The following is a 13692-nucleotide window of genomic DNA, read 5'->3' on the forward strand; positions in this document are numbered from 1 at the left end:
TGTCCTGCCCGCCCGGCAGCGATGCAAACCGCGCCGAAGCTATCCTAGGCGCTCGACTTCTGGTTACCCCGCAAGGACATTTCCATGACCCCGGACTTGGTGTTGTACGGCTACTGGCGTTCCAGTGCGGCCTATCGCGTGCGTATCGCTTTGAACCTCAAGGGATTGGCCTACGAGTCGCGCCCGATACACTTGGTGCGCGAGGGAGGGGAGCAGCACGCCCCGGACTATCAGGCGCTGAATCCGCAGGAGCTGGTGCCTTGCCTGGTGGAAGGCGGACAGGTGTTTACCCAGTCCATGGCGATCATCGAATACCTCGACGAAACGCGGCCCACACCGCCATTGCTGCCCGCCGATGCCACGGGCCGCGCTCGCGTCCGCGCCTTGGCGCAATTGCTGGCCTGTGACGTGCACCCACTGGGCAACCTGCGCGTACTGCAGTACCTCGGCAGCCAATTTGGCGCTGACGATGCGGCGCGTGGCGTGTGGTCGCGCCACTGGATCGGGGAGGGATTCGAGGCGCTGGAGGCCATGCTGGCCGGCAATGTGGCGACCGGCCACTTCTGCCACGGCGACACACCAACCTTGGCCGATGCTTGCCTGGTGCCGCAGGTGTACAACGCGGTGCGCTGGAAGCTGCCGATGGACGACTACCCGACCATCCTCCGCATCCATGCCGCTTGCACCGAGCTGGAAGCTTTTCGGAAAGCGGTGCCCGAAGTGCAGCACGATGCGCCGCCGCCGAGCCACTAACGACTGGCGGCGAGCAGTCGATAGGGGTCAGAAACCCATGCCGTAAGGGTCGTTGCCCACCAGTTCGGTGTTGTCCGCACCGCCGCCTTCGGACAGGCGGATCTTGAGCGCCAGGCCGTCGCGCGAGTCGGCCTTGTTGAGCGCTTCGTCCAGTTCAATGCGCCCTTCCTTGTACAGGCGATACAGCGACTGGTCGAAAGTCTGCATGCCTTCCTGCAGGCTGCGGTCCATCGCCTCTTTCACCTCGTGGATCTGGCCGCGGCGGATCATGTCGCGAATGAACGGCGTGTTGAGCAACACCTCGGTGGCCGGCAGGCGGCGGCCGTCCTTGCCGATGACCAGGCGCTGGCTGATCACCGCGCGCAGGTTCAGGGCCAGGTTCATCAGCACGTTCTTGTGAGCCGATTCCGGGAAGAAGTTGAGGATGCGCTCCAGCGTCTGGTCGGCGTTGTTGGAGTGCAGGGTAGCCAGGCACAAGTGACCGGTTTCGGAGAAGGAGATGGCTGCCTCCATCGTGTCCGTGTCACGGATCTCGCCGATCATGATCACGTCCGGCGCTTCACGCATCGCGTTCTTCAGCGCCTCGTGATAGCTGTGCGTATCCAGGCCGACTTCGCGCTGGTTCACGATGGATTTCTTGTGGCGATGCAGGTACTCGATTGGATCCTCGATGGTGAGGATGTGGCCGGAGGAGTTCTGGTTGCGCTGGTCGATCATCGCCGCCAGGGTGGTGGACTTGCCCGAGCCGGTGGCGCCAACCACCAGGATCAGGCCGCGCGGCTCCATGATCAGATCGCGGAAGATGCCCGGAAGCTGCAACTGGTCGATGCTGGGGATCTCGCTCTTGATCGCGCGGATCACCATACCCACTTCGCCGCGCTGCTTGAACACGTTGATGCGGAAACGGCCGGCTTCCTTCACCGCCAGCGCCATGTTGAGTTCCAGATCGCGCTCGAACTGGGGCACCTGGCCCTCGTCCATCAACGAATAGGCGATTTTCTTCACCATGCCGCCCGGCAGGCCGGTGTTGCCCAGCGGGTATAACTTGCCCTCGACCTTGATGTTCACGGGGGCGCCGGTCGTCAGGAACATATCCGACGCGCCCTTGTCCACCATAAGCTTGAGGAAGTAACCAATGTCCACTCGTGTCCCCTGAAATTTTGTGCGCGTTGCAATAGTGGATTATGCCCGCCCACAATACGCTGCGACACTCTTAGAGGAATGAGTGATGGTCCACATCTTTTTCCCGCTGAACGGGCGCTCGAAAGGCGTTCGGACGGCGGTTTCTACCCTGGTTCTGGCCTTGGCTCTGGCCTCGCTCGGCGGCTGCGCCAGCGTGCCGCCGCCCGATGGCGCCATGAGTCTGGCCCAGAGTCAATTGCGGGCCGCCCGCGACGCCGGGGCGGCTGACTACGCGCCAGTCGACCTCGATTTCGCGCAAAACAAGTTCCAGCAGGCTCAGGCTGCGATGGCCAGGAGCAAGTACGAGGACGCCGCCGCCTTGGCGGAAGAGGCGCAGGCGGATGCCGAGCTGGCGCGCGCCAAGGCTCGACTGGGTGCGGCCCGTGCGCAGATCCAGAACAAGGCCGAGGCTAACAGCCGTCTGCGCGACCAGATCGAGCAGTCGCTGAGCAGTCACGAGGCGCCGCAAAGTCAGCAGAGCGGCCTGCCGGCGCAACAGCCCACCAACGACATGCCGGCGCCGTCGTCGTCCATGCTCCAGCCCATTCCGCAGGGGCAGGGCTTCCAGACCTTGCCTCAGTCGAATGACCAGGGAGGCCACCCATGAAACCCCTGAACACCACACTGTCCGCTCTGGTTCTGGCGCTCGCCACCGTGGGCGCGGCCCATGCGGCCAAGGACGATCTGGATATCGCTCGCCTCAATAACAGCCTTGACCAGCTGTCCCGGGACCCGAGTCTGGGCAATTACGCCCAAAGCGAGCAGGCCCGCGCCCGAGACGCCATCGCACGGCTGTCTCAGGCGCGCTCACGCGACCGTGCGCACGCCCTGTACGTGGCCGAGCGCCGTGTCGACTTGGCCAAGGCAACCGCCCAGTTGCAGGATGCCCAGCTGAAGATCAACCAGCTCGATCGTGAACACGACCAGATCCAGCTCGACGGTAGCCGCCGCGAAGCCGATGCGGCACGTCGCGAACTGGAGCGCCAGCGTCTGCAATATCAGCTGGCGCAGGAAGAGGCCGCCCGCTTGCAGGAGGAAGGAGCCGCCGCTACCGCTCAGGCCCAGCAGGCTCAGGCTCAGGCTGAGCAGGCACGCAAGCTTGCCGCCGCCCAGAGCAAGGTGGCCAACGCTGCTCGCAAGGAGGCCGACCTCGCAACTCAGGCGGCCAAGGCCATGCGTTCTCAGATGCAAAGTGGCGACGGTTCGGATACCCCGCCGCCGCCCAAGAAGGGGCAGGGGAAGAAGTAATCGGGCGGAGCCTGTCGGGCTTCTCCCTTGCGTGATGTCCGGCATGACAATAGTTCATGCCGGACATGTTCTTGGGCGAGCCGAGTCCAATGATTGCTGCGTGCAAATTGCATGCTCTGACAGCTGTTTATCGCGTCAGGCCGCGCCCCGATTGGGTTCTCAGTGCTTGCTTGCACACCCCTTGCTCGGGGAGTAGGGTCAATGTCCCATGAGGCATCTCCGCTTCATGGGTTACTGACCTGAATCATGCGCCTACCTACTCTTTTCCATCGACCCATGTCCCGGTACACCGGCATGGGGTGTGGGTGTGTGCATGGCTCTTCACCGTTTGCGGGCGCACCGATCCCGCGCCCGCGGTCACTCGCGAGGAGGTCGGATCATGTTTGAAAACCAGCAGCGTGATGATGTCGAAGCCCTGATGAAAGCTGACGCGGAGTTTCGCCGGCTTTACCAACACCACAAGGAACTCGACAGCAAGGTGCACGACGCCGAGATCGGTGTGCTCCCCATTGACGACATGACCCTGTCGGGCATGAAGAAAGAAAAGCTCCACGCCAAGGAGCGTCTGCAACGCATGTGGGACGACCGCAAGCACCTCATCCACTGATTCTGCGCGTTTTCGCATAACCGCGGCCCCGGAGCCACCCGCAAGGGAACGGCCACCGGGGCCGACACGTTTTTGGCGTTCGCGAAGATTCGGCACAACCCGCTCGGTTATCATCCATGTCCTTCGGGCTGCCGTGGCGTGAGTGGTCCGATTCCAACCCAGCGGAGTCCCCATGACGGTCCACCAAAGTGTCCTCGAACTGATCGGTCGCACCCCGATGGTGCGCGCGCAGCGCCTGGATGCTGGCCCGTGCGAGCTGTTTCTCAAGTTAGAGAGCGCCAACCCGGGCGGCTCCATCAAGGATCGCATCGGCCTATCGATGATCGAGGGCGCCGAGAAGGCCGGGAAGATCAAGCCCGGCGCCACGCTGGTGGAGGGCACCGCCGGCAACACCGGCCTTGGCCTGGCGCTGGTGGCGCAGCAGAAAGGCTACCGCCTGATTCTGGTGGTGCCGGACAAGATGAGCCGCGAGAAGATCTTCAACCTCAAGGCGATGGGTGCCGAGGTGGTGCTCACCCGTTCGGATGTCGCCAAGGGCCATCCCGAGTATTACCAGGACATGGCCGAGCGCATCGCGCGCGAAACGCCCGGGGCCTACTTCATCAACCAGTTCGGCAACCCGGACAACCCGGCGGCACACATTGCCACCACGGGTCCGGAAATCCTCGAGCAGATGGACGGCAAGGTGGACGCCATCGTCGTCGGTTGCGGCTCCTCGGGCACCCTCAGTGGGCTTTCAAAGTACTTCGCCGAAGCGTCGCCGAGCACAGAATTCGTCCTGGCCGACCCAGTGGGTTCGATCCTCGCCCAGTACATCAACGAAGGCGTGCTCTCCACCAAGTCGGGCAGCTGGATGGTGGAGGGCATCGGCGAGGATTTCCTTCCGTCCATCAGCGACTTCACCCGTGTGAAGAAGGCATACGCCATCACCGACAAGGAAAGCTTCCTGGCGGCGCGCGAGCTGCTGGCGAAGGAGGGCGTGCTCGGCGGTTCCTCCACCGGCACCTTGCTGGCCGCCGCGCTCAAGTATTGCCGCGAGCAGACCGCGCCGAAGCGCGTGGTGACCCTGGTTTGCGACACCGGCAACAAGTACCTGTCGAAGATGTACAACGACTACTGGATGCTGGACAACGGCTTTATCGAGCGCGAGCAGCACGGCGACCTGCGCGACCTGCTGCTGCGCCCGTTCGCCCAACGCGATACCGTGGTGGTGGGCCCCGGCGAGCTGCTGATGACAGCCTACACCCGCATGAAGTTGTACGACGTCTCGCAGCTACCGGTGATGGATGGCAACAAACTGGTGGGCATCCTCGACGAATCCGACGTGCTGATGCATGTGCATGCCGATGAGACGCGTTTCCGCGATGCCGTTTCCACCGCCATGATCAGCAGCCTGCAGATGCTGGACGTACGCTCGCCGATCCAGGCCCTGCTGCCGGTATTCGAAAGCGGCCATGTGGCTATCGTGGTGGATGGTGAGCAGTTCCTGGGCCTGATTACCCGCATCGATCTGCTGAATTACCTACGTCGTAAGGTGCACTAGGCGCCCGCGGCGGAAAGGTCGATGCTTATTAGCGCCAGCCGCGGTCACTACTATGGCTTGGACGCTTACGAAAGTTTGTTGAAATGGGTTCCCGACAAAGTCGCGGCCTGCGCCGGATACGCCTGCGCCGTCACTTTTCTTATAAAGGTTCGTTAGCCCATGTGTGGAATTGTTGCCGCCACCGCCCAGCGCGATGTCGCGCCCCTGCTGATTGCCGGCCTGAAAGCGTTGGAATACCGCGGCTACGATTCCGCCGGTTTGGCTGTGCTCCAGAGCGGCGAGATCCGCCGCGTTCGCGAGAAGGGCAAGGTGCGCGAGATGGAGGCGCTTTATCTCGCCGATCCGTTCCCCGGCGGCACCGGTATCGCCCACACGCGCTGGGCCACCCATGGCGTGCCGAACAAGGTGAATGCGCACCCTCACGTCGCTGGCCGCATCGCGTTGGTACACAACGGCATCATCGAGAACTATGCCGCGCTGCGCATTGAGCTGGAGGCGCGCGGGCATGCCTTCACTTCGGAGACCGACACCGAAGTCATGGCGGCGCTGATCAATGAGCGCCTGACCCCCGGCAAGTCCCTGCTCGACGCGGTCTCTTCGGTCGTGCATGAGCTGGAAGGCGCCTATGCCATCGCGGTGATCAGTGACGCTGAGCCAGGTCATGTCGTCGGTGCCCGCCGCGGTGCACCGCTGCTGGTCGGTGTCGGTATTGGCGAAAACTTCCTCGGCTCCGATGCTCAGGCGCTGATCCAGGTCACCAACAAAATCATCTACCTCGAAGAACACGACGTCGTCGAGATTAGCCGCGACCAAGTACGCATCTTCGGGCAGGACGGCAAGGTCGTAGAGCGCTCTATCCACGAGAGCGAGTTGTCGACCGATGCCGTCGAGCGTGGCGAATACCGCCACTACATGCAAAAGGAAATCTTCGAGCAGCCGCGTGCCGTGGCCGACACGCTGGAAGCACGTATCGGCCCGAACGGCGTACTGCCAAACATCTTCGGTGTCGGTGGCGACGAACTGCTGGCGAGGGCCAAGGGCATCCACATCATCGCCTGCGGCACCAGCTACCACGCTGGTCTGGTCGCCAAGTACTGGATCGAGGATTACGCGCGCCTGCCGGTAAACGTGGAAGTGGCCAGCGAATATCGCTACCGCGAGGCGGTGGTGCCGGAGGACACCCTGTTCGTGGCGATTTCCCAATCCGGAGAAACCGCTGACACCTTAGCCGCGATGCGCGAATCGCGTCGGCGCGGTTACCTCGGCACGCTAGCCATTTGCAACGTGCCCGAGTCCTCAGTGGTGCGCGAAGCGGACCTCAAGCTGATGACACGTGCGGGCCCGGAAATTGGCGTGGCCTCAACCAAGGCATTCACCACGCAGCTTGCGGCGCTGGGCTTGCTGACCCTGCAGTTGGCCCATCAGCGTGGCCTCGATGGTGCGCGCTATGCGGACCTGACGACCCAGCTGCAGCACATGCCACGAATGATCGAAAAAGCGCTTCAGCTCGAACCGCAGATCATTGAGCTGTCCGAGCACCTGATCCACCGTCAGCATGCGCTGTTCCTGGGGCGTGGCGTGCAATACCCAGTGGCGATGGAAGGGGCGCTTAAGCTCAAGGAAATCTCCTATATCCACGCCGAAGCCTATGCAGCGGGTGAACTCAAGCACGGCCCGCTGGCGCTGGTGGACGAAGATATGCCGGTGATCGCCGTTGCCCCGAATGGCCCGCTACTGGACAAGCTCAAGTCCAATCTACAGGAAGTGCGCGCGCGTGGCGGTGAACTGCTGGTTTTCGCCGATGGCGCGGCGAGCATGGACGGCAACGCTGCGCGTGGAACGATCCTGCGCATGGACGGTGGCGGCGATTTCATTGCGCCGGCTGTATTTACCGTGCCGATGCAGTTGCTTGCCTATCATGTGGCCGTGTTGCGCGGTACTGACGTGGATCAGCCGCGTAATTTGGCCAAGTCGGTGACCGTGGAGTAACCCTGTGTCCAGAAATGAAAAAGCCGCGCATTTGCGCGGCTTTTTCATGGTGTGAACGGCAACGCTCAGGAGCGGCCGTAGACGTCTTCCAGTCGAACAATGTCGTCCTCGCCAAGATAGCTGCCCGACTGCACCTCGATGATTTCGAGCGGTACTTTGCCCGGGTTGCTCAGGCGATGCACGCTTCCGAGCGGAATGTACGTGCTTTGGTTCTCGCCGAGCAAGAACACCTTATCGTCACAGGTCACTTCCGCCGTACCCGATACCACGATCCAATGCTCAGCGCGGTGGTGATGCTTCTGGAGGCTAAGCGCTGCACCTGGCTTGACCACAATGCGCTTGACCTGGAACCGCTCGGCGGATTCGAGGGAGTCATAACTTCCCCAGGGGCGACGGACCACGCGGTGCAGCGAATGCTCGGTGCGCCCGGCCGATTTGAGCTCGTCGACCACGCGCTTCACGTCCTGCGCAGCATCGCGATGGGCTACCAGCGTGGCGTCGGGCGTGGTAACCACGATGAGGTTGTCCACGCCGACGGTAGCTAGCAGGTGGTGATTGTGCGAGCGCAGCAGGGAGTTGCTGGTGTCCACGGCAATGGTGTCGCCATCGCGCAAGTTACCCTGCGTGTCGCGCACTCCCGCGAGCCACAGTGCCGACCAGGAGCCAATATCGCTCCAGTCACAGGCGACAGGTATAACCGCAGCGCGTTGGGTTTTCTCCATGACCGCGTAGTCGATCGAATTGTCCGGCACCTTGGCGAAAGTGTCTGTGCCGATACGCACGAAGTCGAGGTCTGTTTTGGCTGACGCGTGCGCGGCGCGTACGGTTTCGAGCATCTCGGGTGCGTGTTGGCGGAGTTCATCGAGATACCGCGATGCCTTGAACAAGAACATGCCCGAGTTCCAGTCGTAACCGCCGTCCGCGAGATAGGACTCGGCCGTCGCCAGTGCCGGTTTTTCGACGAACTCGGCAACCCGGTAGGCACCAGTGCCAATCGGCTCGGCGCGACGGATATAGCCAAAACCGGTTTCCGGGCGATCCGGGCGGATGCCAAACGTCACTAGCCAGCCATCGCGGGCGGCGGGCAGCGCAAGCTCCACCCCCTCGGTGAAACTCTTGGCGTCGCCGATAAGGTGATCGGCTGGCAGCACGAGTAAAACCGCGTCAGGGTCCCGTGCAATAGCCTCAAGCGCGCCGAGGGCGATCGCTGGCGCGGTATTTCGCGCAACGGGCTCGAGCACGATAGTGGCGCCCTCGATTCCCGATTCAAGCAATTGCTCGGCGGCGAGGAAACGGTGGTCCTCGCTGGCCACGACAATGGGGCTGGTCACGTCCTTGAGCAGGCGGGTGCGCTCCAGGGTCTGCTGGAACAACGTCCCCTGGCCCGTGAGCGACAGGAACTGCTTGGGAAGGTTCTTGCGCGATACCGGCCACAGACGCGTGCCAGATCCACCGCTAAGGATTAAAGGAATGAGCATGATCGACTCAACGCGCGCCGGTTGAAAGTTCGTCCATGACCTCGCTTAAGCCATGGCGCCAATCCTGAAGTGTAGTGGCGAACCGCTTCTCGAAGAGGCTGTTGTCCAGCACGGAATAGGCGGGCCGGGCGGCGGGCGTCGGGAAATCGGCCGTGCCGATCGCTATGACTACAGGCTTGCGTGCGATCATTCCCCGTTCAAAGGCTGCATCGAAGATGGCTGTAGCAAAACCGTGCCAGGTGGTCGTGCCGCTCGCCACTAGATGGTATGTGCCTGCCAGAGCGGGTCGCGCCGCTGGTGCGGCATGGATCCATGCCCGCAGCGCAGCCGTGCTGCCGCGTACGATCATGTGCGTCGAGGTGGGGGCGCCGTACTGGTCTGCAACCACGCGCAGCTCGTCACGATCCGCACCCAGACGGAGCATCGTGCGCAGGAAGTTACGCCCGTGAGCCGCATAGACCCAGGCTGTGCGAAAGGTCAGATGCTGCGCGCCACTCGCGACCAAGGCCCGCTCGCCAGCGAGCTTGCTGCGCCCGTAGGCACTCAGAGGCGCCGTAGGCGCATTCACGGCGTAGGGGTGCTTGGCCTGACCATTGAACACGTAGTCAGTCGAATAGTGCATCACGAGCGCGTCGTGCGCCGCGGCCCACGCGCCTATGGCACCCACTGCCGTGCCATTGATGCGGATAGCGAGTCCCTCTTCCTGTTCGGCACGATCTACAGCCGTGTATGCGGCTGCATTGACGATGACATCGGGTTTGATGCGGTCAAGCAGAGCGGCGATGTCTTCAGGCGTCGAGAGGTCACCTGCTTCGCCCTGACTCCCATCAAACACATGACCGTCGCGCGTGACGGGAATCAGCTTGCCGAGGCTCGCCAGGGTGCCGTCCTTGAGGAAGGTCTGGCCTAACTGGCCGTTGGCACCGAGCAGGGCAATCTTCAACGGACATACTCCGGCAAGCGCTCGGTGAGGATGTCCTTGAGTAAGGGTGCCACTTCGTCTTTCTCGGACAGCAAGGGCTGGCTCAACGGCCAGTCGATGCCAATGTCGGCATCATTCCACCGCACGCCTGCATCCGCTGCGCGATCATAAAGTGCGGTGCACTGGTAGCTAAACGTGGCGAAGTCGGACACCACGCAGAAGCCATGCGCGAATCCTTCGGGAATCCAGAAGTGTCGCTTGTTCTCCGCGCTTAGCATCACGCTGGCCCACTGACCGAACGTGGGAGAGTCACGACGGATGTCGACTGCTACATCGAACACTTCACCTTCCAGCACGCTCACCAGCTTGCCCTGCGGGTTGGGCCACTGATAGTGCAGCCCGCGCAACACGCCCTTGGCTGAACGCGACACATTGGACTGAACGAACTCGGCGGTGATGCCGGCTTCGTGATACTTGGTTTTGTTGTAGCTCTCGTAGAAATACCCTCGAGCGTCGCCAAAGACTTGTGGTTCGATGATGACAGCGCCAGGCAGGGACGTTTGAATCACTTTCATCGGACGTGACCCTGCCTGGTCAGGTTGTTCAGATACTGGCCGTAGCCGGTCTTGGAGAGGGGGGCTGCGAGGCGTAGCAATTGCTCAGCATCGATCCAGTCATTGAGGTAGGCAATCTCCTCAGGGCAGCAGACCTTCAGGCCTTGGCGATGCTCAATCGTTTGGATGAAGTTGCCTGCTTCCATCAGCGATTCATGCGTACCGGTGTCGAGCCACGCATAGCCACGGCCAAGTTGTTCGAGATGAAGGGAGCCATCGCCGAGATAGCGTCGGTTGAGGTCGGTGATCTCCAACTCGCCGCGCGGGGATGGTTTGAGTTCAGCTGCGAAATTGCATGCGCGACCATCGTAGAAATAAAGCCCCGTGACGGCGTAGTTCGAGCGCGGTTGCTGGGGCTTTTCTTCCAGGCCGATCACCTTGCCATGCGCGTCGAACTCGGCAACGCCGTAACGTTCCGGATCGCTCACCCAGTAGCCGAAAACGGTCGCGCCGTGCTCGCGCGCGGCAGCGCGCTTCAGGCGCTCGGTGAGCCCGACGCCATAGAAGATATTGTCGCCAAGCACCAGGCAGCTCGGCTTCCCACCCACGAAGTCACGGCCGATGATGAAGGCCTGCGCTAGTCCATCGGGTGATGGCTGCACGGCATAGGTGATGTTGATGCCCCATTGGGAACCGTCACCCAGCAGGCGCTCGAATAGCGCCTGCTCATGCGGCGTGTTGATCATCAGGATGTCCCTGATGCCCGCCAGCATGAGTGTAGCCAGCGGGTAATACACCATCGGCTTGTCATAGACCGGCAGCAATTGCTTGCTGACCGCCTGGGTGATCGGATACAGGCGTGTGCCGGAGCCGCCGGCGAGGATGATGCCCTTGGTTGTCATGCCCCGAGCCGCTCCAGTTGATAGCTACCGTCGAGAATGCCCTGAACCCATGCCCTATTGTCGAGATACCACTGCACGGTGGCACGGATGCCGGATTCAAACGTTTGAGCCGGTGTCCATTCGAGTTCGTCCTTAAGCTTGCTGGCATCAATCGCGTAACGACGATCATGCCCCGGGCGATCCCGTACGAAGGTGATCAGGCTTTCGTGCGGCTTGTTGTTCGGGAGGGGGGCGACCTCGTCCAGGATCGCGCAGATGGTTCTGACCACGGTCAGGTTTGCGCGTTCGGAATTGCCGCCCACATTATAGGTCTCACCCACCCGGCCTGCCTCCAGGACACGGCGGATAGCACTGCAGTGGTCTTCGACGAAGAGCCAGTCACGGACGTTCATGCCGTCGCCATAGATCGGCAGCGGCTCACCTGCAAGTGCCTTCTGAATGACGAGTGGGATGAGCTTTTCCGGAAACTGGAACGGACCGTAGTTGTTCGAGCAGTTCGTTGTAAGGGTCGGTAGGCCGTAGGTGTGGTGAAAGGCACGAACCAAATGGTCCGACGACGCCTTGGAGGCCGAATAGGGTGAGTTGGGCGCGTAAGGTGTGGTTTCCGTGAAGAAACCCTCAGCCCCCAGTGAGCCGTAGACCTCATCAGTGGAAACATGCAGGAAGCGGAAAGCCTGTGCCGTGTCCCCGGTCAGGGTGCGCCAATAGTCGCGGGTTGCCTCTAGCAGGCCAAGTGTGCCCACGACGTTGGTTTCGACAAAGGCCGCAGGGCCGTCGATCGACCTGTCGACGTGGCTCTCGGCGGCGAAATTGACCACTCCGCACGGGCGGTGTTCAGCAAGCAGCCGGGCGACCAGTTCGCGATCGCCGATGTCGCCCTGGGCGAAAATATGTAAAGGATTCCCCGCCACCGATTGGAGGGTTTGGAGGTTGCCCGCGTAGGTGAGTTTGTCCAGATTGACAATTTTCAGGCCATCGTGAATGGCCTGAAGAACGAAGTTGGCGCCGATGAAGCCGGCTCCGCCGGTAACGAGCAGGGTTTCCATGTGTCCTCTGGAGTGAACCGTGAGGCCGATATTGTGTCATGGATGAAGGGGGATGCCTCCCGCCCTGAAGGCGCCAAACTAAACGGTAGTTCACGCGCCCCACTGTTGTGCAGCCCCATTCCACTGCCGCCGGCAGTGTATGATCTCCCGTTAGCTCGCGGTCCGCTCCCCCCATGGCGCCGGCCGCCCAATTGTCCTTGATAGTGGTGAAGATACATGGCAATTACTGAGACCGGGCAGAAGCTGGCGACCCGGGTTATCCATGCCGGTCAATCTCCCGATCCGACCACCGGCGCAGTGATGGTACCCATCTACGCTACCTCGACCTATGCTCAGGAAAGCCCAGGCGTACACACCGGGTTCGAGTATTCACGTACACAGAACCCGACTCGTTTTGCCTATGAACGGTGCGTGGCCGCCCTGGAGGGTGGACACGCCGGATTTGCCTTCGCCTCCGGTATGGCGGCCACCGCGACGGTACTGGAGCTGCTGGACAGCGGCTCCCACGTTATCGCCATGGACGATCTCTATGGTGGTACCTATCGTCTGTTCGAGCGTGTGCGCACGCGGACTGCGGCCTTATCAGTGTCTTACGTCGACCTGAACGACGCTGGGGCGCTCGCAGCCGCCCTGACCCCAGCAACCCAGATGATCTGGGTGGAAACGCCCACCAACCCGACGCTGAAGCTGGTCGATATCGACGCGGTTGCGGCGTTCGCCAAGCAGCACGGTCTGCTATTGGTAGTGGACAATACCTTCGCATCGCCCATGTTGCAGCGGCCCATTGAACACGGGGCCGATATCGTGCTGCATTCGGCCACCAAGTACCTCAACGGCCACTCCGATATGGTAGGGGGCGTCGCAGTTGCGGCTGATGCGCCTCTAGCGGATCGGTTGGCATTTCTGCAGAACTCGGCAGGCGCGATTCAGGGTCCTTTCGATAGCTTTTTAGCGCTCCGAGGGCTTAAGACTCTGGCTTTGCGGATGAGGGCACATTGCGACAACGCGATGCGGATTGCGGCTTGGTTGGCCGGGCACGGGGCGGTTAGTGAGGTCATCTATCCTGGTCTCACCAGTCATCCTCAGCATGCCCTTGCAGCAAGGCAGATGGATGATTTCGGCGGACTGATTTCCATCCGTGTGAAAGGTGGCGAGGCCGCAGCCAAACGCGTCTGTGAGCGGACACGTCTCTTCACTCTTGCCGAGTCGCTTGGTGGGGTCGAGAGCCTGGTCAACCACCCCGCATTGATGACGCATGCCTCCATTCCAGAGGCACGGCGGCAGGCTCTCGGCATCACGGGTGACTTGGTGCGACTTAGCGTCGGCGTCGAGGATGCCGAGGACCTAATCGCTGATCTCGAACAGGCATTGTCCGTCTGAGTCGATGACTAAGCGCACAGGGGCCCAAATGTGGCGGTCACGGGAAGACCACCGCTCGATACTGAGATACGAATGAATCCACATGCTG

Annotated in this window: 13 protein-coding genes; 7 read left to right on the forward strand and 6 right to left on the reverse strand. The window is 61.8% G+C overall.

Annotation, left to right across the window (positions count from 1 at the left end; genetic code table 11):
• Positions 1-84: 84 nt before the first annotated feature.
• Positions 85-753: a maleylacetoacetate isomerase gene (maiA, locus tag OUZ45_RS10160; RefSeq protein ID WP_266169921.1), complete on the forward strand. Its 669-nt coding sequence runs from the start codon at positions 85-87 to the stop codon at positions 751-753.
• A gap of 27 nt (positions 754-780) precedes the next feature.
• Here the strand turns inward: maiA and OUZ45_RS10165 are convergent, their stop codons facing one another.
• A complete protein-coding gene (locus OUZ45_RS10165; RefSeq protein ID WP_266169922.1) occupies positions 781-1896 on the reverse strand; it encodes a PilT/PilU family type 4a pilus ATPase in 1116 nt (371 codons plus the stop codon).
• An 85-nt stretch (positions 1897-1981) separates the two neighbouring features.
• Between OUZ45_RS10165 and OUZ45_RS10170 the strand changes: the two genes are divergently transcribed.
• The 5 genes from OUZ45_RS10170 to glmS all read left to right on the forward strand — a co-directional run bounded on the left by OUZ45_RS10170 (position 1982) and on the right by glmS (position 7322).
• Positions 1982-2542: a DUF4398 domain-containing protein gene (locus OUZ45_RS10170; RefSeq protein ID WP_266169923.1), complete on the forward strand. Its 561-nt coding sequence runs from the start codon at positions 1982-1984 to the stop codon at positions 2540-2542.
• Positions 2539-3183, forward strand: a complete 645-nt coding sequence (locus OUZ45_RS10175) for a hypothetical protein (protein ID WP_266169924.1) — start codon at positions 2539-2541, stop codon at positions 3181-3183. The genes OUZ45_RS10170 and OUZ45_RS10175 overlap by 4 nt, the downstream gene beginning before the upstream one ends.
• Before the next feature lie 379 nt (positions 3184-3562).
• Positions 3563-3790: an HP1242/YdcH family protein gene (locus OUZ45_RS10180; protein WP_266169925.1), complete on the forward strand. Its 228-nt coding sequence runs from the start codon at positions 3563-3565 to the stop codon at positions 3788-3790.
• Positions 3791-3962: 172 nt separating this feature from the next.
• A complete protein-coding gene (locus tag OUZ45_RS10185) occupies positions 3963-5333 on the forward strand; it encodes a pyridoxal-phosphate dependent enzyme (protein WP_266169926.1) in 1371 nt (456 codons plus the stop codon).
• Between the two features lie 159 nt (positions 5334-5492).
• The gene (glmS, locus tag OUZ45_RS10190; protein ID WP_266169927.1) at positions 5493-7322 is read left to right on the forward strand and encodes a glutamine--fructose-6-phosphate transaminase (isomerizing); all 1830 of its coding nucleotides are present in this window, start codon (positions 5493-5495) and stop codon (positions 7320-7322) included.
• 65 nt (positions 7323-7387) lie between these two features.
• Here the strand turns inward: glmS and OUZ45_RS10195 are convergent, their stop codons facing one another.
• From OUZ45_RS10195 to rfbB, 5 genes are read right to left on the reverse strand one after another with little or no spacing between them, the layout of a single operon-like run.
• On the reverse strand, positions 7388-8800 hold the full coding sequence (locus OUZ45_RS10195; RefSeq protein ID WP_266169928.1) for a mannose-1-phosphate guanylyltransferase/mannose-6-phosphate isomerase: 1413 nt from the start codon (positions 8798-8800) through the stop codon (positions 7388-7390).
• A 7-nt stretch (positions 8801-8807) separates the two neighbouring features.
• Complete coding sequence (gene rfbD, locus OUZ45_RS10200) at positions 8808-9743, reverse strand: dTDP-4-dehydrorhamnose reductase (protein WP_266169929.1); 936 nt, start codon at positions 9741-9743, stop codon at positions 8808-8810.
• A complete protein-coding gene (gene rfbC, locus OUZ45_RS10205; protein ID WP_266169930.1) occupies positions 9740-10297 on the reverse strand; it encodes a dTDP-4-dehydrorhamnose 3,5-epimerase in 558 nt (185 codons plus the stop codon). Before rfbC ends, rfbD begins: the two co-directional genes overlap by 4 nt.
• A complete protein-coding gene (gene rfbA, locus OUZ45_RS10210; RefSeq protein WP_266169931.1) occupies positions 10294-11178 on the reverse strand; it encodes a glucose-1-phosphate thymidylyltransferase RfbA in 885 nt (294 codons plus the stop codon). Before rfbA ends, rfbC begins: the two co-directional genes overlap by 4 nt.
• Positions 11175-12224, reverse strand: a complete 1050-nt coding sequence (gene rfbB, locus OUZ45_RS10215) for a dTDP-glucose 4,6-dehydratase (protein ID WP_266169932.1) — start codon at positions 12222-12224, stop codon at positions 11175-11177. The genes rfbA and rfbB overlap by 4 nt, the downstream gene beginning before the upstream one ends.
• A 216-nt stretch (positions 12225-12440) precedes the next feature.
• Between rfbB and OUZ45_RS10220 the strand changes: the two genes are divergently transcribed.
• Entirely contained in the window at positions 12441-13604 is a 1164-nt protein-coding gene (locus OUZ45_RS10220; protein ID WP_266169933.1) for a cystathionine gamma-synthase, read from the forward strand.
• Positions 13605-13692: the final 88 nt, after the last annotated feature.

The organism is Dyella subtropica (assembly GCF_026283965.1).
GTDB lineage: Bacteria > Pseudomonadota > Gammaproteobacteria > Xanthomonadales > Rhodanobacteraceae > Dyella_D > Dyella_D subtropica.

What these genes read in the sequence shown, in the direction of transcription:
- maiA (WP_266169921.1), top strand. Translation starts at nt 85, where the DNA reads ATGACCCCGGACTTGGTGTTGTACGGCTACTGGCGTTCCAGTGCGGCC.
- OUZ45_RS10170 (WP_266169923.1), top strand. Translation starts at nt 1,982, where the DNA reads ATGGTCCACATCTTTTTCCCGCTGAACGGGCGCTCGAAAGGCGTTCGG.
- OUZ45_RS10175 (WP_266169924.1), top strand. Translation starts at nt 2,539, where the DNA reads ATGAAACCCCTGAACACCACACTGTCCGCTCTGGTTCTGGCGCTCGCC.
- OUZ45_RS10180 (WP_266169925.1), top strand. Translation starts at nt 3,563, where the DNA reads ATGTTTGAAAACCAGCAGCGTGATGATGTCGAAGCCCTGATGAAAGCT.
- OUZ45_RS10185 (WP_266169926.1), top strand. Translation starts at nt 3,963, where the DNA reads ATGACGGTCCACCAAAGTGTCCTCGAACTGATCGGTCGCACCCCGATG.
- glmS (WP_266169927.1), top strand. Translation starts at nt 5,493, where the DNA reads ATGTGTGGAATTGTTGCCGCCACCGCCCAGCGCGATGTCGCGCCCCTG.
- OUZ45_RS10195 (WP_266169928.1), bottom strand. Translation starts at nt 8,800, where the DNA reads ATGCTCATTCCTTTAATCCTTAGCGGTGGATCTGGCACGCGTCTGTGG.
- rfbC (WP_266169930.1), bottom strand. Translation starts at nt 10,297, where the DNA reads ATGAAAGTGATTCAAACGTCCCTGCCTGGCGCTGTCATCATCGAACCA.
- rfbA (WP_266169931.1), bottom strand. Translation starts at nt 11,178, where the DNA reads ATGACAACCAAGGGCATCATCCTCGCCGGCGGCTCCGGCACACGCCTG.
- rfbB (WP_266169932.1), bottom strand. Translation starts at nt 12,224, where the DNA reads ATGGAAACCCTGCTCGTTACCGGCGGAGCCGGCTTCATCGGCGCCAAC.
- OUZ45_RS10220 (WP_266169933.1), top strand. Translation starts at nt 12,441, where the DNA reads ATGGCAATTACTGAGACCGGGCAGAAGCTGGCGACCCGGGTTATCCAT.